Genomic DNA, 20732 nt, shown 5'->3' on the forward strand with positions numbered 1-20732 from the left:
GCCATGCCGGAGCTCGGACAGGCTACGAAACTTGATCAGGCATTGGCCGAAGTCGCCGCTGAAATGGCGGAACGCACCGATCGTGGCGACGTCGCGTCCTATATTCCGCAACTGGGCAAGGTCGATCCGAAGAAGTTCGGCATCGCGGCTGTCACCAATGACGGCCGCATGCTGATGGCGGGCGATGCCGAACAGGCCTTTTCGATCCAGAGCATCTCGAAAGTATTCACCCTGACATTGGCGCTCGGCAATGTCGGCGACGCGCTGTGGCAGCGGGTCGGGCGCGAGCCTTCGGGCAATCCATTCAACTCGATCGTCCAACTCGAGCACGAGAACGGCATTCCGCGCAATCCGTTCATCAATGCCGGCGCCATCGTCATTTCCGACATCCTGCTCGCCGGCCACGAGCCGCGCGAAGCGATCGGCGAAATCCTGCGCTTCGTCCAGTTCCTCGCCGATGACGAAACGATCATCATCGACCGCGAGGTCGCCGCGTCCGAACGCGCCACCGGCTATCGTAACTTCGCGCTCGCCAACTACATGAAATCCTTCGGCAATCTCCACCATGCGCCGGAGCTGGCGCTGGGCGTCTATTTCCATCATTGCGCCATCGCCATGAGCTGCCGGCAACTGGCGCTGGCCGGCCGCTTCCTGGCCAATGGCGGCAAGAATCCGGCGACCGGGCATTCCGTGGTGTCGGCCGAGCGGGCGCGACGCATCGGCGCCATGATGCTAACCTGTGGCCACTATGACGGCTCCGGTGACTTCGCCTTCCGCGTCGGCATTCCCGGCAAGAGCGGCGTCGGCGGCGGCATATTGGGCATCGTCCCGGGCGTGGCGTCGCTTGCCGTCTGGTCGCCCGGCCTCAACGCCAACGGCAATTCCAAGCTGGGGTCGATCGCGCTGGAAAAGCTGGCCAGGATGATGAACTGGTCGATCTTCGCGCCTTGATGCGTGTCGCCCAAAAGTGCGCGCGGTTTTGGGACAACGACATGCGTAGAATCAAAGAAGCGCTTTAGCATCTCGCGGCGGATCGGAACGGCAGATGTGAAAAATCGGTAGTGGGTGAGTTTTGGAATCTTGGATTTGCCGGCGAATGCCCACAGCGCCTGCCGCGGCACCGTCTAACCCGAACGACATATATCGTTCGATCAGTTCCCGGCCATTGACCATAATACTATCGAACGGGGAATGGCCCCCTTCGCTGGAAAGGGTCTCATAGTTCTTTGCGGCATCAGGCCGTGCCTCTGCCTCTCACGTGCCTCTGCCTCAGAAAAAAAGATGCGGCCTCTCAAAAAAGACGCGTCGCCTTTAGGCTTCTCAGTGGAGGAATAGATGAAAACGATCCTTACTTTCGCGGCGGCTTTGGCACTCGCGCTCGCAGCGTCCGCTCCCGCGTCTGCCGTGAAGAATGGATTTGACAGCAATACGTCAACCACATCCGGACAGGGAAATGGCGGAAAAACAAATGACAGCGCCAACCCGGACAACAGTGGCACGACGACAACGACCACCACGACTTCAGGACCACATGGTCAGGTGAAGCAGGGCGGGACCGACTGTAACAACTGCACGACGACGACCACGTCGGACCTGCCGGGCAAGAACAGATAGGCCAATGAGGAGCCAGGGGCGGGGAACCCGCCCCTCGCTACCAAAAATCCCGCGCCGTCTTTCGAAACAGCGCGGGATTTATTTGTCAGAAAATCACTTCAAGCGACTGAAAGGCTTAGAAAAACCCTTTTCGTTGCCACCAGCCTGCACGCTTCGGCTTGTCCTCGGTTTTCGCGGCCGCTTCTTCGGCTACGGTCGAGGACACCACCGGCACGACTGGCGCATTGACGGCGGCCGGCTTGCGCCGCGACGGGCGGGCCTTCGGTGCCTGCTCGACGGTAATGGCCTCGTCTGACGCAGTGGCCGGCGTTTCGACGGGAGCCTCCGCCTCGGCGGCCGGCTCCTCGGCGACGACCTCGGCCGCGGCCTTCTTCGGCTTGGCGGCGCGGCGTGGCTTCTTCGGCTTCTCGGTGCTGGGCGCGTCGTCATTGGCCGGAGCAAGCGCCGCCGGCTCTTCGACCGGTGCGGCGACCAGAGGTTCGCTGGCCTCGGTTACCGTGACTTCGCCTTCAGATGCGTCGGCAGTTTCGCCAGTGCTTGCCTCGGCCTCGCCTTCGCCGTCTTCACGGCGGTTGCGCTTGCCGCCGCGCTTGCCGCGCCGCCGCTTCTTACCTTGGCCTTCATCCGAAGTTTCAGCCGTTTCGGCAACACCGAGAGGGGCGTTGTCGCCCGCTTCCGCGTCACTGTCGCTGGCGGCGGATTCTGTGAACTCGCCGGCTGGAGCGGAAATGACAGCGCCGTCCGTTGGCGCGCCATGTTCGCGGTCGCGATCCTTGCCGCCGCGACGTCTGCGGCGCTTGCGACGCTTGCGGTCACGGCCTTCGCCTTCCTCACCGCCGGCAGCGGGTCGGGGTTGTTGCTGCGGCTGCGGGCGTGGCTGTTCGGCCTGCACCGGCGCCTCATCGTCTTCCTCGACGACGACAATCTCGTCCTCGGGCTCTTCCGGCTCGACATAGGTCGGGAAGCTGCGGGCCTCGACAAAGCCTTCCGGCTTCTCGGCCAGCGCGCCGCGGAAGATCGCATAGTGCTGCGCACCGACTGAATCGTCCGCCTCGATGGTGATCGTCAGCCCAAAGCGGCTCTCGAGTTCCACAAGCGTGCCGCGTTTGTGGTTGAGCACGTAGAGCGCCGTCGCCGCCGGTGTCCGCACGGTGATGTGGCTGCGCGAATCCTTGAGCAGGAACTCCTCGATTGCCCGCACCACCATCAGCGCTACCGACGAATCGGACCGCACATGGCCGGTGCCGCCGCAATGCGGGCAGGGCTTCATGGTCGATTCCAGCACGCTGGCGCGGATGCGCTGGCGTGACATCTCCATCAGGCCGAAATGCGAGATACGGCCGACCTGGATGCGCGCGCGATCGTTCTTGAGGTGATCCTTCAGCCGCTTCTCGACGGAGCGGTTGTTGCGGTTCTCCTCCATGTCGATGAAGTCGATGACGATCAGGCCGGCGAGATCGCGCAGCCTGAGCTGGCGTGCGACTTCCTCGGCCGCTTCCAGATTGGTGTGGAGCGCGGTGTCCTCGATCGAGTGCTCCTTGGTGGAGCGGCCCGAATTGACGTCGATGGCAACCAGCGCCTCGGTCTGGTTGATGATGATGTAGCCGCCGCTCTTCAGCGTCACCTGCGGCTGCAGCATGCGGTCGAGTTGCGCCTCGATGCCGTTGCGCACGAAGATCGGCGTCGTGTCGCGGAAAGGCTGAACCACCTTGGCGTGGCTCGGCATCAGCATGCGCATGAAGTCCTTGGCCTCGCGATAGCCTTCCTCGCCGGAGACAAGAATCTCGTCGATATCCTTGTTGTAGAGGTCGCGCACCGAACGCTTGATCAGACTGCCTTCCTCATAGACCAGGGCAGGCGCCGTTGACTGCAAGGTGAGGCTGCGGACATTTTCCCAAAGCCGCATCAGATATTCGTAATCGCGCTTGATCTCCGCCTTGGTGCGGCTCTCGCCGGCGGTGCGCAGGATGACGCCCATGCCCTGCGGCACTTCGAGATCGGCAACGACCTCCTTGAGGCGCTTGCGGTCGACCGCGCTGGTGATCTTGCGCGAAATGCCGCCGCCGCGCGCCGTGTTCGGCATCAGCACCGAATAGCGGCCGGCAAGCGAAAGATAGGTGGTCAGCGCCGCGCCCTTGTTGCCGCGCTCTTCCTTGACGACTTGCACAAGCAGGATCTGCCGGCGCTTGATCACTTCCTGGATCTTGTACTGGCGGCGCACCGGCTTGCGCCGGTTGCGAACTTCTTCCAGCGCATCCTCGGCACCGACCGATTCGATCTCATGATCATCCGGATGCGAGGACTGCACTTCTTCCAGCATGCCGCGATCACTGTCGCCTGACGTAGCTTCGCTGTTTTGTTCGGCCTGCGGGACGGATTCGGAAATCACATCGGCTTCGACGGAGGCTGCGATCGATGTCGGACCGCCTTCGCGGGTTTCGCCTTCGTCCTGCTCAGCTTCTTCATGTCCGGACGCATCGGCATGTTCCGACGTATCGGCCGCATGTTCGATGATCTCGGACGTGTGGGAAATGTCCTCGGCAACAGCGTCGGCGCCATTGTCGTTGCCTTCGCTTGCCCCGGCAGCTTCGCTTCCCTCGCCGGATTCGGCTGCGTCGCGCTTGTGCTCACCACGGTCGCGGGTCTTGCCGCCGCGCCGACGGCCGCGCCGTCCACGATCGCGGCTCTGGCGATCTTCGCCATCGCCGTCCTCATTCTCCTCGTCCTCGGCCTCCTGCGCTTCCGCGCGCAGCAGTGCCTGACGATCGGCGACCGGAATCTGGTAGTAGTCGGGGTGAATTTCACTAAAGGCGAGAAAACCGTGACGGTTCCCGCCATATTCGACAAAGGCTGCCTGAAGGGAGGGCTCTACGCGCGTTACGCGGGCTAGGTAGATGTTTCCTTTAAGCTGCTTCTTGTCCTGGGATTCAAAGTCGAATTCTTCAATACGGTTACCGCGAACGACGACAACGCGTGTTTCCTCCGGGTGGGAGGCGTCTATCAGCATTTTGTTGGGCATTATTTCGTTTCCCCCCGGCAGCCGTCAGCCGCAGCTTGCGAGGCAATGCCTGCTGCTGCGTGTCTGGAGTGTGGGTGCCGGATATCTTAACGTCCGCCGGCCGCCGCTTGAGCGCCATGGCGGTGCCGCCCGCAGCCATACTGGCGCGGTTTGATGCGGACCTTTCCATGATTGCGCTTGAAGCCATCGTCACCAGCAGAACCTTTTGAACCAAAGCCCGGACGAACCGGACCAGCTTGTTTGCTCATACAGAGCCGGCACGGGAACAAACCCGGCCGTTTTCCTCACGCAGGCGATTCCCCCGCCACGGGCGCACACCTGCGAAATTCGTCGCGATCACCTGGAGCCTTTTCGCGTGAAGCGAAAGGAGCCGCCTTTTTCATCTGACCCTGTAGCAGGAAGCTGCGGAGGAGGGCGGTTCCAGGATTGCAGTGATCCACCATCGCTTTTATGATTTGGCGGGGTGGAAGGCAACCCCGATTTCCGATGCCGGCAAAAAGCAGTTCCGTTGCGTAAGTCTGGTTCGACCCTTGCATGAAAAGGCTTGGTTAACCTTCTCTGGATACCAATCGTTAATCGAGTTCGCGGCCTAACCGGCACTTCGACGAATCGACCAGGCGCCTGGCGCCAAACCGGGAGCGACTGGACGAAAGATGGGACCGGCAGACTTCACAGACAAGGGATGTCGTGTCGGCAGTCGGATTCTGGCCACTTTCTGCTTCTTGTTGTTGCTGACGATCTCGTCTGCCTTTTCCTCGATTGCCCAAGCCGACGACGCTCCGGCCGTGGCAAAAGGCTACAAGATGGCGGGCAACGCCACCAAGATGCGGATCGTCATGGATTTCGACCGTGAGCCCGATATCAAATGGTTCCTGCTGCGCGGCCCCAACCGCCTTGTCATCGACCTAGCGAATACGAGGTTCGCCATTGACGCCAAGGATTTGAAGGCACGCGGCCTGGTCAAGGGCGTACGCCTGGGCGATCTCGGGGAGGGCGTTTCGCGGCTGATCGTCACCGGCAAGGGGCCCTTCGCCGTCGACAAGCTCGATGTGCTCAAGAACGAGGACGGAACCGGCTACCGCATTGCCATCGACATGTCGGCGGCTTCCGAGCGCGAATTCGATGCCGCACTTGCCAATCAGGCGCTGACTACCGGATCGACGGTTTCGACCGACAAGGGCGAGCGGGTCGGCACTGGACCGGTCTCCAATCCGGGCCATCGCTTCACCATCGTCATCGATCCAGGTCATGGCGGCATCGACGGCGGCGCCGAGGGCCTGAACGGCACCATCGAGAAAAACGTGACGCTGGCCTTTGCCACGGAGTTGCGCGACAAACTCGCCGCCGTCGGCAATTACGATGTGTTCATGACGCGCGACACCGACGAATTCCTGCGTCTGGACGATCGCGTACGCATTGCCCGCCAGCACGAGGCGGACCTGCTCATTTCTATCCATGCCGACACAATCAGCGTCAAGGGCATCCGCGGCGCCACCGTCTACACCGTCTCCGACAAGGCTTCCGATCCCGAGGCGCAGGCGCTTGCCGACCGTGAGAACCTCTCCGACCAGTTCGCCGGCATGGAGATCAAGAACGACAGCAAGGAAGTCACCGACATCCTGATCGACCTGATCCGCCGCGAAACGCACAATTTCTCGATGAGTTTCGCTCACACGCTGGTCGGCCAGCTGTCGACCAGCGTCGGGCTTATCAACAATCCGCAGCGTTCGGCGGGCTTCAAGGTGCTGAAGGCACCCGATGTGCCGTCCGTGTTGGTTGAACTCGGTTACCTCTCGAACGCCAAGGACGAGGCCCAGCTGCTCAACGCCGACTGGCGCGGCAAGGCGGCCCAGAGCATAACCAACGCCGTTGCGCTTTTCGCTTCAGCCAAAGCCGGAGCAAGGGCCGGAGGCTGACATGTCCGGCGGCTCTGCAACCAGAGGCGGCGTGGCGCCACGACAACACCGGTGCTTTTATTTCCGGCTCGGGGCCGCGAAATCCGGCATTGCCGTATTTTGCCCACATGGTGGCGACAAGGGTTTTCGATTACGGATTGGGACCGGCTCGAATGCTTGCGCGAAAGGCGGCTTCGTTTAGGAAATTCCCGAACCAAGGACTGGAGCGGGTATGATTCGTCTTATTGGCTATTTTTTCGGCATCGGCACGACGCTGGCCCTTCTGGTCGCGGCGGGCGTTGCGATCTACATTGGCCATTTGTCGAAGGATCTGCCCGACTACGAGGTGCTGGCCAAATACGAGCCGCCGGTGACCACCCGCATCCATTCGTCGGATGGTGCGCTGATGGCCGAATATGCCCGCGAACGGCGCCTGTATCTGCCCATCCAGGCCATACCGGATCGCGTCAAGGCGGCCTTCCTGTCCGCGGAAGACAAGAACTTCTACAATCATCCCGGCATCGACGTGACCGGTCTCGGCCGGGCCATCATCGTCAACCTGCAGAATTTCGGCTCCGGCAGGCGCCAGGTCGGCGCCTCGACGATCACCCAGCAGGTGGCGAAGAACTTCCTGTTGTCCTCGGACCAGACCTACGAGCGCAAGATCAAGGAGATGATCCTCGCCTTCCGCATCGAGCAGGCCTATCCCAAGGACCGTATTCTTGAACTCTACCTGAACGAAATCTTCTTCGGCTTCGGTGCCTACGGCGTCGCCGGTGCGGCGCTGACCTATTTCGACAAGTCGGTCAACGAGCTCAGCGTGGCCGAGGCCGCCTATCTGGCCTCCCTGCCGAAGGGTCCGAACAATTATCACCCCTTCAAGCATACCGATCGCGCGCTGGAGCGCCGCAACTGGGTCATCGACCAGATGGTCGAGAATGGCTATGTCACGCGTGAGGAAGGTGCCAAGGCCAAGGCCGAGCCGCTGGGCGTGACGCCGCGCCGGAACGGCAACTATCTGTTTGCCGGCGAGTACTTCACCGAAGAGGTGCGCCGTCAGATCATTGCCCGTTACGGCGAGAATGCGCTTTACGAAGGCGGCCTTTCCGTCCGCACCACCCTTGATCCGAAGATCCAGCTCATTGCCCGCAAGTCGATGCAGAACGGGTTGATGAAATATGACACCCTGCGCGGTTATCGCGGGCCGGTGACGTCAATCGACGTGTCCGGCGACTGGGGCGTGCCGCTGGGCAGCGTCAAGGGGCTGGAGGATGTTCCGGAATGGTCGCTCGCCGTCGTGCTCGACAGTTCGGCGACCGGTCTGTCGATCGGCCTTCAGCCAGCGCGCCAGGCGTCGGGCGAGATCGCCAAGGAACGCGTCGAAGGCACCGTCAGCAAGGAGGACATGGGTTTTGCCATGCGCCATGTGGTCGACGGCAAGACCGTCAAGGCCAAGTCGCCGGCAGAGGTGTTGAAACCGGGCGACGTCATCTTCGTGCAGAAGAACGATGGCTCCGATAGCGCCTACAGCCTGCGCCAGGTCCCCGAAGTGGAGGGCGGCCTGATCGCCATGGATCCGCATACCGGCCGGGTGCTGGCCATGGTCGGCGGCTTCTCCTACGCTCAGTCCGAATTCAACCGCGCGACGCAAGCCATGCGCCAGCCGGGCTCCTCGTTCAAGCCGATCGTCTATTCGGCGGCTCTCGACAATGGCTATACGCCGGCCTCGGTGATCATGGACGGACCGATCACCATCCAGAGCGGCAACACGACCTGGACGCCGAAGAACTACGACGGCACCGTCGCGGGCCCGGCGACCCTGCGCTCCGGCATCGAGAAGTCGCGCAATCTCATGACGGTGCGGCTTGCCAATGACATGGGCATGAAGCTGGTCGTCGAATATGCCGAGCGCTTTGGTGTCTACGACCATCTGGCCCCCTATCTGCCGATGGCGCTGGGCTCCGGCGAAACGACCGTGATGCGTATGGTGTCGGCCTATTCGATCATGGCTAATGGCGGCAAGTCGATCAAACCGTCGCTCATCGACCGCATCCAGGACCGCTACGGCAAGACGGTGTTCAAGCAGGACGAACGTGGCTGCCAGGGGTGCAATGCGACCGAATGGCAGAACCAGCCCGAGCCGGAACTGGTCGACAACTCCGAGCAGGTGCTCGATCCGATGACCGCCTACCAGATCACCTCGATGATGGAAGGCGTCGTGCAGCGTGGCACCGGCGCCACCATCGGCGAACTCGGCCGCCACATCGCCGGCAAGACCGGAACGACCAACGACGAGAAGGACGCCTGGTTCATCGGTTACACGCCCAATCTCGTCGTCGGTCTCTACATGGGCTACGACACGCCGCGCGGCCTTGGTCATGGCGCCACCGGCGGTGGTCTTGCAGCACCTATCTTCAAGGACTTCATGCGGGTGGCGCTGGATGGCACGCCCAATGTCGACTTCAAGGTTCCGGACGGCATGAGTCTGGTCGCCATCAATCGCAAGACCGGCATGCGCGCCGCAGCGGGTGATCCCGGCACCATCACGGAAGCCTTCAAGCCGGGTACCGGTCCTGCTGACAGCTATTGGGTGATCGGCATGGGCGCCGACGGCTCAAATGCCACAGGTGGCGCGCTGTCGCCACAGGCCAATCAAGCCATCCAGTCCGGCGGCGGCGGCCTCTACTGACGACTTTCATGGGCGGGTGGGCTGGCCTTGCGCCAGCCCATTTTGCTTTACAGCCGGCGGCGGCCTCCCTATGTATCGCGCCGACCGATTTCAGCAAACACAGGACAGAACAGCCAGCCATGCGCGCGGAAACGCAGAATATTGTCGACGAGATCAGGCAGGCGATCACCCTGCTGAGGAGGCATCTTTGACTGGGATCAGGCCATAAAACGGCTTGAATACCTCAATGTGCGCGCCGAGGACGCCAGTCTCTGGAACGAACCGCTGGAAGCGCAGAAACTGATGCGCGAACGTCAGAGCCTCGAAGAAGGCATCGCCTCGGTGAGAGGGCTGACGCAGGCGCTGGAAGACAATATCGGCCTGATCGAACTCGGCGAGGAAGAGGGCGACGAGGGCGTGATCGCCGAAGCCGAAGCCGCGCTCCGTTCGATGCAGGGCGAAGCGAAGGCCCGCCAGGTTGAGACGCTGCTGTCGGGTGAAGCCGACGCCAACGACACTTATCTCGAAATCCATGCCGGCGCCGGCGGCACCGAAAGCCAGGATTGGGCGTCGATGCTGCTGCGCATGTACACGCGCTGGGCCGAGCGGCGCCGCTTCAAGGTCGAGGTCCTGGAGGTGCATGACGGCGAAGAGGCCGGCATCAAGTCCGCCACGTTGATGATCAAGGGCCACAACGCCTATGGCTGGATGAAGACCGAATCCGGTGTGCATCGGTTAGTGCGTATTTCGCCCTATGACAGCAACGCACGTCGGCATACGTCCTTCGCCAGCGTCTGGGTCTATCCGGTCATCGACGACACGATCGAGATCGACGTTTCCGAATCCGATGTTCGCATTGATACCTATCGCTCGTCCGGCTCCGGCGGCCAGCACGTCAACACCACCGACTCCGCGGTGCGCATCACCCACCTTGCGACCGGCATCGCTGTCGCCTGCCAGGCCGAACGTTCGCAACATAAGAACAAGGCCAAGGCCTGGGAAATGCTGCGCTCGCGTCTCTATGAGGAGGAGCTGAAGAAGCGCGAGGCGGTTGCAAACGCCACCGAAGCCTCGAAGAGCGATATTGGCTGGGGTCACCAGATACGCTCCTATGTGCTGCAGCCCTATCAGTTGGTGAAGGATCTTCGCACCGGCGTCGAGAGCACCAGCCCGTCGAGCGTGCTCGATGGCGACCTCGACGATTTCATGGAGGCCTCATTGTCGCAGCGCATCGAAGGCGGTGCCGGCGAAGCAGTGGCGGACCTGGACTAAGGGTATGCTCATATTCAGGTGAGGCCGGCCTGCAAACGGCGGCTCATGCGCTGCCGGTGCTGATGGACCCGAACCCTGCGCCCCAGGACGAGGAGAGAATGCCGACGGCCTGCCTCAATATCAAGAGCATGTGATCGCCAACCAGCCATAGGCTGGAACCACACGGCACCGATCCCGTTTATTCGACACCTGTTTGCCGGGAAGTTGATTTCAGCGGTCGGTAGCGGATGATTGGTTGGCATGCGCCGCGGTACTCGTGAACGCAGCAATTTCTTGCGCCGACTCACATTTGCGCTCACCATCACGGCATTGAGGGGAGACAAAAAGCATTTATGGCCGGGCGCGGCATATCTGCAAGCTGACGATCTGGCCGCTGGGAAGACACGTTCCGGGAACGGGCAAGCGAACTGCTTGATGCTCGTTTGAAAGGAACGCTTCCATGTCTGCTGCCACTTCCAGATCGGCCCATGCCGCTGAACCGGCCGGCCGACTCTTGTTTTCCCTGTTCGCAATTGCCGCAATCGCAATGCTGACGGCACCTGCCTTTGCGCATGACGCCACACCGACAGCGGCAAAGCCACTAGGCTGGAGTTACCCATTCGCATGCTGCGCCAACTACGATTGTCGTACGGCTCATACTGGCGAAGTGTTGGAAAAACCCGAGGGATATGTCATCGCCGGCACGGGTGAGGTTGTTCCCATGAGCGACAAGCGCGTCAAGGATAGCCCGGATGGTGAGTTCCACTGGTGCGCGCATCAGGCCGGTCTCGACGCCGGCAAGACAATCTGCCTGTTCGTGCCGCCTCGCTCTTATTGACGACACGACATCCGCGGCCGCGTGTAACGGGCAGGCTGTTGCCGGAGCTTGTCTATGCCCGCAGCCCGGGCATTCGTGCTTCGGTGGACGCATGATGACGACGGTTGTCAGGAGCACCTCTTTGTGCTGCCTTTGCCGCATAGGTGGCGGGCAATGGAGAGGAATTCGTTGATGACCATTAAGGCAAGCTGTCATTGCAAGGCGACGACGTTCGAGGTTTCGCAGGCACCGCAGACTGTGACGCAATGCACCTGTTCGTTCTGCTCGAAACGCGGCTCGCTCTGGGCCTACTACATTCCATCGCAATTTAAGCTCACCAGCCCGATGGAGAACGTTTCTTTCTACCGGTGGGGGTCGAAAACGGTAAAGCATGGGTTTTGCGCCACCTGCGGCTGCGGCACCTTCACGGAAACGCCGGACTGGTCGACGGGCGAGCCAAATTTCGAGAATCCCAAGATCAGCGTCAATTCGCGGCTGTTCGATGATTTCGATCTGGACAAGGTCGAAGTGGTGGTCATCGATGGCAAGAATCTCTGGTAGCCTAATTCAGGCCACCCCGGCGTGGCGATGCGGCGCCTTGCCGGGGTATTGATCCCCGGAAAAGCCGTGGGCGGCGTTTTTGCCGTTCCGCTTTTCGCCGCAATTCATGGTACAAGTCGCCGGAAGGGCTGATTTGGCGCCACCGCAAGGCGTGACTTGGAGAGGGACCATCCTATGAAGAAGACTGTGCTCGTCGTCGTGGCGACGGCTGTGCTCGTGAGTGCCTGCACCACCACTGATCCGTATACAGGGGACCAGAAGATTTCCAACACCGCTGCCGGCGCGGGCCTTGGCGCCCTGGCGGGTGCCAGCCTTGGCCTGCTTGCCGGCGGCAATGACCGCCGCAACGCGCTGATCGGCGCGGGCATCGGTGCGCTTGCCGGTGGTGCCATCGGCGCCACAATGGACCAGAACGAAGCCGAACTGCGCCGGCAACTCGAGGGTACCGGCGTCAGCGTCACCCGTAGCGGCGACCAGATCATCCTCAACATGCCCTCCGATATCACCTTCAATACGGATCAGGATGCAGTGAAGCCCGGCTTCTACCAGGTGCTGAATTCGGTCGCGCTGGTGCTGAAGAAGTTCAAGCAGACCACGGTCGATGTGTTCGGCCACACCGATTCGACTGGTGGGGATCAGCACAATTTCGACCTGTCCCAGCGCCGCGCCCTGGCGGTCGCCAACTATTTGTCCGGCCAGGGCGTCGATCAGCGTCGCTTCGCCGTCACCGGTTTCGGCAAGACGCGTCCGGTCGCATCGAACGCCACGGCCGAAGGCCGTGCCCAGAACCGCCGCGTCGAAATCCAGCTGTCGCCGCTCACCTGAGCTGGATTGAATGCAGAAACGGCCCCGCTTGCGCGGGGCCCTTCTGCATGCGAATTCACTCAATACATTTGCTTCAGCCTGCTCTCAACGCGTCCACGAGGATGGAGCAGATGCGCGAGATTGCTTCATCGGGGAGATCGGTCCAGCAGGGCAGTCCCAGTTGTGTCGCAACCAGCGCCTCGGTGACCGGCAGCGGCATTCTAGGGAAATGTTCGAAGGCTGCGTGCCGATGTAGACCGCCGCCCCACCATCGGCGTATTCCGATTCCTGCTTCCATCAGCGCGGTGAGTGCCCGGTCCATCGAACCCGGCGGCAGGCCAACGTTGACGGTGGACGAAATCCACTGTTCTCCGAATCCATTCGGCAAACTCACGCCGGAAATCGAGCCCAGCGATCGGCGATAGCCTGTTGCGACGCGCCTGTAGGCGGCACGCGTATACGGCCAAACCTCTAGTGCGGCCAGGCCTACGGCCGCGCCATACTCGCTGAGCTTGCCGTTCAATGCCGGCGAGGCCGCCTCGCGCGAATTTGCAAAACCAAAATTGGCCCGCTTCACGATTTCCTCGATAAGGGCGCCGTCATCGGACGTAATGAAGCAACCTTCGCCAATGCCGAATGCCTTGGTGGCATGCAGGCTGACGATTGCCGGAACCCTCGATGGCATCAACGTGTCGAAGGCCGCAGCCGCATCAACTGCCACGGCAATACCGGTATCGCTTTTGAACCGATCCCAGTTCGCGACACGCATCGGGGAGCCGAACGGCATCACCGGCATGATTGCGCCGACCTTGCCCGGAGCATGCCGGAGTAGTTCTGCCGCGGCTTCGGGTAAGAATTGCTGAGTGTTCGGGTCCACATCGACAAGCCAAGGAACGAGCCCTGCAAGGACCGCCGCATGCGCGCTGGCGGCGAAAGTCCAGGATGGCATCATGCAGAGACTGCCCTTCGGCGGCTTCTGCGCCATCAATGCGAGCGCCAGCCCCAGCGTTGCGTTTGCCAGGCACACCAAATGGCCCGACGCGATCCGAGCCCTGAGAGCTTCCTGGAAACGCTGACTCAGCGGACCGTTGTTGCTGTACCAGCGGTTCGCGTCGATCTCGCGAAGAAAGGGCAGGATATCGTCCGCTGTCGGCAGGCGCGGGCGCGCCACGGGAACATCAGGCGCTGGATCGGGATCGACATCCCATAAAGTGCTCGTCATGAAGCTTTGCGGCCGCCGGCAATCTTGCTGAGGTAGAGATCTTCATTGGCAGGCAAAGGTCGCAAGGTTTCGGGCCGGCTGCTGCCGATCTGAAACCTGATGCTGGTCTGCGAGATGGTGTAAAAATGCCAATGATCGGCGCAAAGAAAAACGAAGCTGGCGAATGATATCGCCTCCCGGCCACAGAGACGGCGGTTGCGGCGCCAGTGCCTGACATAGGCGCTACCAAGCGATATCGCCTGTCGTTTGGCAATGAGAGTTCCAACAAGACGAGCGGCCATCAGCGCAGCGCCGGTCAGTTCTGCGATTCGGCCCATGCCAGAACGCTTCCTTCCGCTCAAGCTCGCCTGGGATGCGCGGCTGCGACGGAAGCCAGACGATCCGGCATAACCATCCACCAGGCGGTGGAAATAGGCGTCCGGCTCGTACAGGCGCCGCACCAGCGTGTCGTAGCCGGTCTTGAGAACTTCGCGCGTCATATTCTTGGGATGGAAGCTGACATGAGGGTCGCTGAGGTCCAGCCGGCCTTCGGTCCTCAGCCGATCGTAAAGCGGCGTCGTTGGAATCGGACACAGGATGGCCACCGACACAAGCGCGATGCCGCTTTGCTGAATGAACTCAAACTGCTCGTCGAAGATCGCTTCGTCATCGGCGTCGAATCCAACGATGAAGCCGGCATGAATCACCAGTCCCTTGTCACGGATGCGTTGCAACTTCTCGATCATTGAGTCGCCGCGGACGTTTTGAACCTTCCTGGTTTCGGCCAATGAAGAGGCGCGGGGCGATTCGATCCCGACAAAGACCTGGCGGAAATTGGCCAGCCGCATCAGGTCGAGCATTTCCTCGTCATCGCCCAGATTGATGCTGGCCTCGGTAGAGAAGACCAACGGATAGTTGTTTGCTCGTTGCCAATCGATCAGAACACGCAACAACTCCTTGGCCTTCGCCTTGTTGCCGATAAAATTGTCGTCAACCAGGAAGCAGGTGCTGAACCCGGCTTTCACGATCGCCTCGAATTCGAGAATCATTTGCGCGGGCGACTTGAGGCGTGGGCGGCGACCGAAGATGGTTATGATGTCGCAGAATTCGCACAGGAAGGGACACCCTCGCGAGAATTGCAGGGATGCTACCATGTAGCGTCCAGATTTCAGAAGGTCGTATCGCGGCGTCGGCACGGTCTCCATGTTCGTTTTCGCGTCTTGCTCGTAACGCCGGTGGACCGGCTCGTCCCGGGCGAAGGCCGTCAGGAAGCGCGGCCATGTCTCCTCAGCTTCGCCGACGAAGCGCACGTCGCATCGATCGACAAACTCCGATTCCGATACGGAAACATAGGGACCGCCGACGACTGCCGTAACCGGCAGATCGCGCAGCCGGTCCAGGATTTCGAACATGCGGTCGCGCTGCACGATCATGCCGGTCACACCAACGATGTCGAAATCGCCAAGGCGCTCGAAATCGATGTCCTCGACGTTCTCGTCGATTAGGACCACATCGCAATGGTCGGGAGCAAGGGCTGCCAGAGCCGGCAAGGAGCCCGTCACGATCCAACTGCGCTTCCCGCCGGGTAGAATGGAAAGGACTTCATCGCGGGTCCAGATGGAAGGGTGGAAGCGCGGATTGATGAGGCAAACGCGAAGCCGGCGTACCGAAGGCGGGTCCGAACTGTGCATGATGTTTCAGCCGATCTGAACGGAGATTCTGGGAAGCAGAGTTCACGCCGTTGACGGCGTGGTATACAAGGCCATACCGAACGTATACTCCGATTTTATGAGATATTACAATTGACTGATGCAAGTCCTTATCGCGCGTTGATGGCTCACTACGAGGCCTGTTTTGGCCGCCACGGGGACACCCCTCAAGGAGTCGACTGGCCCGATGCCGAGGGGGCGTCGACGCGGTATCGCATCATGGCAGAGGTGGTGCGTGAGCGCGACCCAGTCGATCTGCTCGACTTCGGCTGCGGCGCCGGCCATTTCCTCGACTATCTGCGCCAATCCGATCCCAACAAGGTACGATACAGGGGACTCGATCTGTCGGCGCGGTTCATTGACCTGTGCCGGCGTAAATATCCCGGCGTGGTTTTCGACTGCGTTGACGTGATGGAGCACGGCGCGGCTGTGCCTGAGGCGGACTATATCGTCATGAACGGTGTCTTCACGGAGCGCTGCGGCGTCGCATACGAGACAATGTTCGATGCCATGACCGGGCTGCTGACAAAGGTGTTCCCGCACGCACGCAAGGGTATCGCCTTCAACCTGATGTCGAAACATGTCGACTGGGAACGCGCCGACCTTTTTCACGTGCCCTATGACCGGATTGGCCACTTCGTCACCAGCCAACTGTCGCGCCATCACCTTGTCCGCGCCGACTACGGTCTCTACGAATACACCGTTTACGTTTACAAGGCTGCCGCATAGCAGGCCGATCCACGAGTGGTGACGAGTGGGCCAGGGACACAAAGAACAGAGGGCGCGGGGGCGGCATGGCGGACGTGGTCATTTTCGGAGCAGGGCAACTCGCCGAAGTTGCCAAGGCCTATCTCGACAGATTCGGCGATGATCGTGTTATCGGCTTCACTGTCGATGAAGCCTTCCTGACGCAAACCGAGTTCAAGGGCCTTCCCGTGGTCGCCTGGGAAAGGCTTGAGGAGCGCTTCCCGCCTGCTATCGTCAAGCTCCTCGGTCCGCTCAGCTACCAGAATCTAAACGAGTTCCGCCGCGATCGGCATCGAGAAGGCAAGGCGCGTGGCTATAGCTTTGCCCGCTTTATCCATCCTTCGACGCACAATATGGCGGACACGGTGGGCGAAAATTGCTTCATTCTGGAAAACTGCACGCTACAGCCCTTTGTCCGCCTCGGCGAAGGCACCATAATGTGGAGTGGCAGCCATGTGGGCCATCACACCATAATCGAGGACTTCTGCTTCGTGTCATCTCTGGTGGGGCTGGCCAGCGGCGTCCGCATCGGTACGTGCAGCTTCATTGGCGGTCAGGTCGGCATCGATAACGGCGTTACGATCGGCACTAGTAGCTATATCGAGACGCGTTGCATGATCCGGCGTGACGTGCCGCCCGACAGTGTGGTTCGCCATCCTTCGGATCTGCCGAAGTCCTATTCCAGCGCCCGTATCAAGTCGATGAAGTTCCGCTGATGCCCAACCATATGAGGACGTGGACACGACAGGGGCTACTGGTGCAGGCAAAGGTTGGACAAGGGTGGTGGGCCAGTCACGCGCAGGTTCCAACGGTCCTCGCCCTTTCGCCTCGGGTTTGGCGCATCTATTTCGCCGGACGCAACAGCGAGAACCTGTCGTCCATTCTGGCCGTTGATGTCGACCCGCAAGACGGCATGCGTCTCTTGGACGAACATCTCGACCCGATCCTAGAATGGGGTCCGTCAGGAACCTTCGATTGCTCGGGGTTGGGGCCATCCTGCGCGCTGATGATCGACGGGCGCGTTCATCTCTATTATTCCGGCATCTACCCGCGCACCGACGTCAGCTTCCAGATCTCGATCGGGCTCGCCACCAGTGAGGATGGGCTGAGTTTCAAGAGGGCATTTACAGGGCCGATCCGTGGTATCGGTCCGGTGGATCCATATTTTGTATCCACTCCCTTTGTCGGTGCCGTCGAGGGCGGCTATCGTATGTGGTACGCCAGCGGGACTGGCTGGGCCAACGTCAGGGGTGTCCTGGAACCGGACTACATCCTTCGCAGCTGTTTTTCACCAGATGGAATGATGTGGGAAACCAGATCGAGCGTCGTCCTGGGTGACGATCTTGGGGACGGCATCAGCCAAACACGTCCCTGGATCACACAGGATGCTGGAGGCATGCGCTTGTGGTACAGCCGCCGCGGGCGGGATTTTCGCGCCGGCGGCAATGAAGCTTACCGACTGTTTTCCCGTCGTATAAACATTCCGGATGGAGCCGTCGGCGAAGCCGAGCCGGTGGTCTTCAGCAATCCGCCGACCACTGGCGAATTCGACAACTGGATGCAGGCCTATTGCTGCGTCATGCAGTGCGCCTCCGGCGAAGTGATGTTCTACAATGGTGATGGGTTCGGCGAGGCCGGTATTGGCTGGGCAACTCGCGATTTGACATGAGCGGAGCCACATGACTTTCGAACTTCGCATCCCGATCCTGCCGAAGCCGGAGTTTTTTTCGAACGTCAAGCTGGCTGCTTTGTCGCTGGCCAGGCTCGGCGGTGCCTATGCGGCCGCCCCCATTGTGGTTTCTATCGGGGGGCATGCCGACGCCGGCGAAATCAGTGCCGCCAATCGCTGGTCAGAGGCCTATCCGGTAATCTGGCGTCCCGTGCCTCACGCTTTCAGCGATTGGGGCTTTTCCTCGGGATTTGACCGTTATGCCGAAGCACCACGCGGCGATGTCATCATCCTTACCGATGCCGACGCCTGCTTGATGCGGCCGGTCGACGAACTTTTGCAAAGCATGCACGATGCCGAGCGGCCGAGCATTGCCGGTCTGTCGGCGCATTTCTCGCCATTTTCGAGAGACGGCACGGAAAACGATGCCGCGTGGCGCCGACTTCTCGACGCATTCGGCTTCGGCGACACGCCCCTGAACTGGCGATATTCACAATCGCCGGATGAAGCCTTCGGCGGCTGCCCGGCCTATTTCAACTACGGCTTCGTCGTCTTCAACAGAACGGCCTTCACAGCTATTCAGCCGTTGATTCGCCCCCTGACGGCGCGTGTATTGGACCACTTGAAGGATACGCCTTCTGTTTTCTTCTCTGGCCAGATCGCGTTGTCGTTGGCCATCCTGACGGTCGGAGCCGATCCTCTGTCGCTCGGGCCGGAATACAATTGTCCGAACTCCGACGAGATGCTGGCGCATGGGTTGCGCGACCCGGCAGATATCCGCGTGCTGCACTATCTGCGTCGCGACCAGTTCGACCGCCACAGCTTTTTATGCAATCGAGACGAATTCGATACTTTCTGCAGCAAGCCATTCGCCTCTCCCGTGCTGCAAGCATTCCAGCAGCACGTGCTAGGCCTGACCTGCCCATTCTACGGCGAGGGCGTAACACGGTGACAGGCAAGCGCACCATTGCTGTCATGCAGCCATACTTCTTCCCCTACGGCGGTTATTTCCGGCTAATGGCCGCTTGTGACGTTTTCGTGGTTTTCGACGATGTCCAGTTCCCGCGCCGCGGGCGCGTGCACCGTTGCGAAATGACGCCAGGTCGATGGCTGACATTACCGCTCGCGCCCATGCCAGTGGATACGAGGATAAAGGATCTGCGCTGGGCGGACGACGCCCGAAGTACTTTGGACAAGCGGCTGTCCATTTTTGGCCTGCCGGGCCAAGTGGCGACGCCGGCGGCGGAGCGGATCAGCAACCATCTGACCGGATCTCTTGGCGACGTGACAAGTTTTCTCAGAGAGGGTCTTCGGCTGATGGCCGATGCGCTTGATCTGAAAACCGATTTCCTGCGCAGCTCCAGTCTCGACATCGATCCCGCCTTGCGTGGGCAAGCCCGGGTGATCGGCATAGTTCAGGCGCTTGGGGGTCAGCGCTACATCAACGCTCCGGGTGGACGCAGCCTCTATGCGGCTGACAGCTTCCGGCAGGCGGGTATCGATCTTCGATTTCTTGTGCCTTATGAAGGGCGGTTTCCCCATATACTGCCTGCCTTGTTTGGCAATGATCTCGCCGATCTTCGCGACGATGTCCGAAACACCTGCCATTGGGCCTCGTGACTACTTGCCCTCACTGCACGACGATTTCAGGCGGCGCCATCGGCGCCACCATGGATCAGAATGAGGCAGAACCGCGCCGCAGCTCGAAGGCCGGAGCGAGGTCGGCGCAGAGAATTAGCTACATCTAAATAAAAACTTCCCCGCAACCACGGAAAGGAATAGCGTAATTGCCGTTCCGTAGGGGATGAGGCGGTGCAACTGGCCGCGCACTCAGCATTTCTTTCCGCCTCGGGTCTTGCACGGCCAGATGAGAAAATCTGGGAGGAATGCATGCCAAGAACAGCCAGTCTTGGGCGCTGCGGCGTCCTTGCTTTAACAGGCCTGATGAGCGCATGGTTGGGCGTCGCTACGGCGCGGGCCGAGGACGCCAACAAGGCCGACATCGATGCCTTGAAAAAGTCGCTCGCCAAATATGAAGACTACACCGCAGCCGTCCGCGATCTTTATCTGTCGACAGTCGGCTGCGTCTACTACAGCGGCGAAAAGATAGCGGGTGCGATGGATTACCCGAAAGGCGCCATGGGTATCCATTTCGTCAACGTCCCGAGTGTCGGCCAAAAACTCGACCCGATGCACCCCAATGTGCTCATTTACGAACCGACCAAGAAGGGTTTGCGCCTGGTGGGTGCGGAATGGCTGGTGCCTCTGACGCCAGACGTCAAGGAACCTCCGAAGCTTTTCGGCCAAACCTTCATGGGACCGATGGAGGGGCACTATCCGCTCATCCCGCGGGAGTTCGTGCACTATGATCTTCACGCCTGGCTGACGGACAACCCGAACGGGATGTTCAGTCCGACGAACCCGAACGTGAAATGCAGTAAGGCCGAATTTCCGATGCTGGAGAAGCCGACCAAGATGATGCCTGGACCGATGTAACGGGCGAGCCAGGCTGGCTAGCGCATGTCGCCCAAACCTCGGTTATGGGACAACGACATGCATGACACAAAGACCTAAAGCGGGTCGCCTGGATCCGTTCGGACGCGACACGCTTTAGGGCGTGAATTCATAAACGGGCATGGTTGGATCAGACACATAGGTCTGCTTCCGAGGCGAATGTCTGCTTCCGAGGCGATGCACGAACCCGCTTCGCGGGAGGGGCGCCTCGTTCTGAGATGGCGCGACTGCCATTTTGACTTGAGCGGGTAGAGGGGTCGATC

At 60.7% G+C, this 20732-nt stretch carries 17 protein-coding genes; 14 read left to right on the forward strand and 3 right to left on the reverse strand.

Features of this window, described 5'->3' with window-relative positions; genetic code table 11:
• The first annotated feature begins 3 nt into the window (after nucleotides 1–3).
• Nucleotides 4–951 carry a glutaminase gene (locus NKJ01_RS05615; RefSeq protein WP_023759385.1) on the forward strand — a complete coding sequence of 316 codons (948 nt, stop codon included), beginning with the start codon at nucleotides 4–6 and terminating at the stop codon, nucleotides 949–951.
• Between the two features lie 384 nt (nucleotides 952–1335).
• Nucleotides 1336–1614 carry a hypothetical protein gene (locus NKJ01_RS05620; RefSeq protein ID WP_352602502.1) on the forward strand — a complete coding sequence of 93 codons (279 nt, stop codon included), beginning with the start codon at nucleotides 1336–1338 and terminating at the stop codon, nucleotides 1612–1614.
• 115 nt (nucleotides 1615–1729) lie between these two features.
• On the opposite strand, the gene NKJ01_RS05625 is transcribed toward NKJ01_RS05620, so the two are convergent.
• Nucleotides 1730–4633 (reverse strand): Rne/Rng family ribonuclease, encoded by a 2904-nt coding sequence (locus tag NKJ01_RS05625; protein WP_352726710.1) that lies wholly within the window; start codon nucleotides 4631–4633, stop codon nucleotides 1730–1732.
• Between the two features lie 653 nt (nucleotides 4634–5286).
• On the opposite strand from NKJ01_RS05625, the gene NKJ01_RS05630 reads away from it, so the two are divergent.
• The 6 genes from NKJ01_RS05630 (at nucleotide 5287) to NKJ01_RS05655 (ending at nucleotide 12650) form a co-directional block, all read left to right on the forward strand.
• On the forward strand, nucleotides 5287–6549 hold the full coding sequence (locus NKJ01_RS05630) for an N-acetylmuramoyl-L-alanine amidase (RefSeq protein WP_352726711.1): 1263 nt from the start codon (nucleotides 5287–5289) through the stop codon (nucleotides 6547–6549).
• A gap of 211 nt (nucleotides 6550–6760) precedes the next feature.
• Entirely contained in the window at nucleotides 6761–9217 is a 2457-nt protein-coding gene (locus NKJ01_RS05635) for a penicillin-binding protein 1A (protein WP_023759381.1), read from the forward strand.
• A gap of 119 nt (nucleotides 9218–9336) precedes the next feature.
• A protein-coding gene (prfB, locus tag NKJ01_RS05640) for a peptide chain release factor 2 (protein WP_156938544.1) occupies nucleotides 9337–10468 on the forward strand; the annotation gives its coding sequence in 2 pieces (ribosomal slippage) (nucleotides 9337–9402 and nucleotides 9404–10468; 1131 coding nt in all).
• Between the two features lie 439 nt (nucleotides 10469–10907).
• Nucleotides 10908–11285: a hypothetical protein gene (locus NKJ01_RS05645; protein WP_023759378.1), complete on the forward strand. Its 378-nt coding sequence runs from the start codon at nucleotides 10908–10910 to the stop codon at nucleotides 11283–11285.
• 171 nt (nucleotides 11286–11456) lie between these two features.
• Nucleotides 11457–11825 carry a GFA family protein gene (locus tag NKJ01_RS05650; protein WP_352726714.1) on the forward strand — a complete coding sequence of 123 codons (369 nt, stop codon included), beginning with the start codon at nucleotides 11457–11459 and terminating at the stop codon, nucleotides 11823–11825.
• 174 nt (nucleotides 11826–11999) lie between these two features.
• Nucleotides 12000–12650: a YiaD family glycine zipper/OmpA-like lipoprotein gene (locus NKJ01_RS05655; protein WP_352602494.1), complete on the forward strand. Its 651-nt coding sequence runs from the start codon at nucleotides 12000–12002 to the stop codon at nucleotides 12648–12650.
• A 73-nt stretch (nucleotides 12651–12723) separates the two neighbouring features.
• On the opposite strand, the gene NKJ01_RS05660 is transcribed toward NKJ01_RS05655, so the two are convergent.
• Both NKJ01_RS05660 and NKJ01_RS05665 read right to left on the reverse strand, forming a co-directional pair.
• Nucleotides 12724–13800, reverse strand: a complete 1077-nt coding sequence (locus tag NKJ01_RS05660; protein WP_352726716.1) for a DegT/DnrJ/EryC1/StrS family aminotransferase — start codon at nucleotides 13798–13800, stop codon at nucleotides 12724–12726.
• 47 nt (nucleotides 13801–13847) lie between these two features.
• Entirely contained in the window at nucleotides 13848–15263 is a 1416-nt protein-coding gene (locus tag NKJ01_RS05665; protein WP_352726718.1) for a B12-binding domain-containing radical SAM protein, read from the reverse strand.
• Between the two features lie 369 nt (nucleotides 15264–15632).
• Here NKJ01_RS05665 and NKJ01_RS05670 point away from each other — a divergent pair, with 369 nt between their 5' ends.
• The 6 genes from NKJ01_RS05670 (at nucleotide 15633) to NKJ01_RS05695 (ending at nucleotide 20451) form a co-directional block, all read left to right on the forward strand.
• Nucleotides 15633–16268 carry a class I SAM-dependent methyltransferase gene (locus NKJ01_RS05670; RefSeq protein ID WP_352726720.1) on the forward strand — a complete coding sequence of 212 codons (636 nt, stop codon included), beginning with the start codon at nucleotides 15633–15635 and terminating at the stop codon, nucleotides 16266–16268.
• A gap of 65 nt (nucleotides 16269–16333) precedes the next feature.
• Entirely contained in the window at nucleotides 16334–17002 is a 669-nt protein-coding gene (locus tag NKJ01_RS05675; protein WP_352726721.1) for an acetyltransferase, read from the forward strand.
• 206 nt (nucleotides 17003–17208) lie between these two features.
• Complete coding sequence (locus tag NKJ01_RS05680; protein ID WP_352726723.1) at nucleotides 17209–17955, forward strand: hypothetical protein; 747 nt, start codon at nucleotides 17209–17211, stop codon at nucleotides 17953–17955.
• A gap of 79 nt (nucleotides 17956–18034) precedes the next feature.
• The gene (locus NKJ01_RS05685; protein WP_352726725.1) at nucleotides 18035–18907 is read left to right on the forward strand and encodes a GT-B fold glycosyltransferase domain-containing protein; all 873 of its coding nucleotides are present in this window, start codon (nucleotides 18035–18037) and stop codon (nucleotides 18905–18907) included.
• Nucleotides 18904–19575 (forward strand): WbqC family protein, encoded by a 672-nt coding sequence (locus NKJ01_RS05690; RefSeq protein ID WP_352726727.1) that lies wholly within the window; start codon nucleotides 18904–18906, stop codon nucleotides 19573–19575. Before NKJ01_RS05685 ends, NKJ01_RS05690 begins: the two co-directional genes overlap by 4 nt.
• 270 nt (nucleotides 19576–19845) lie before the next feature.
• Nucleotides 19846–20451, forward strand: a complete 606-nt coding sequence (locus NKJ01_RS05695) for a hypothetical protein (RefSeq protein WP_352726729.1) — start codon at nucleotides 19846–19848, stop codon at nucleotides 20449–20451.
• Nucleotides 20452–20732: the final 281 nt, after the last annotated feature.

It is taken from the genome of Mesorhizobium sp. M0276 (genome assembly GCF_040321755.1).
Classification (GTDB): domain Bacteria; phylum Pseudomonadota; class Alphaproteobacteria; order Rhizobiales; family Rhizobiaceae; genus Mesorhizobium.

What these genes read in the sequence shown, in the direction of transcription:
- NKJ01_RS05615 (WP_023759385.1), top strand. Translation starts at nt 4, where the DNA reads ATGCCGGAGCTCGGACAGGCTACGAAACTTGATCAGGCATTGGCCGAA.
- NKJ01_RS05620 (WP_352602502.1), top strand. Translation starts at nt 1,336, where the DNA reads ATGAAAACGATCCTTACTTTCGCGGCGGCTTTGGCACTCGCGCTCGCA.
- NKJ01_RS05625 (WP_352726710.1), bottom strand. Translation starts at nt 4,633, where the DNA reads ATGCCCAACAAAATGCTGATAGACGCCTCCCACCCGGAGGAAACACGC.
- NKJ01_RS05630 (WP_352726711.1), top strand. Translation starts at nt 5,287, where the DNA reads ATGGGACCGGCAGACTTCACAGACAAGGGATGTCGTGTCGGCAGTCGG.
- NKJ01_RS05635 (WP_023759381.1), top strand. Translation starts at nt 6,761, where the DNA reads ATGATTCGTCTTATTGGCTATTTTTTCGGCATCGGCACGACGCTGGCC.
- NKJ01_RS05645 (WP_023759378.1), top strand. Translation starts at nt 10,908, where the DNA reads ATGTCTGCTGCCACTTCCAGATCGGCCCATGCCGCTGAACCGGCCGGC.
- NKJ01_RS05650 (WP_352726714.1), top strand. Translation starts at nt 11,457, where the DNA reads ATGACCATTAAGGCAAGCTGTCATTGCAAGGCGACGACGTTCGAGGTT.
- NKJ01_RS05655 (WP_352602494.1), top strand. Translation starts at nt 12,000, where the DNA reads ATGAAGAAGACTGTGCTCGTCGTCGTGGCGACGGCTGTGCTCGTGAGT.
- NKJ01_RS05665 (WP_352726718.1), bottom strand. Translation starts at nt 15,263, where the DNA reads ATGATCGTGCAGCGCGACCGCATGTTCGAAATCCTGGACCGGCTGCGC.
- NKJ01_RS05675 (WP_352726721.1), top strand. Translation starts at nt 16,334, where the DNA reads ATGGCGGACGTGGTCATTTTCGGAGCAGGGCAACTCGCCGAAGTTGCC.
- NKJ01_RS05695 (WP_352726729.1), top strand. Translation starts at nt 19,846, where the DNA reads ATGCCAAGAACAGCCAGTCTTGGGCGCTGCGGCGTCCTTGCTTTAACA.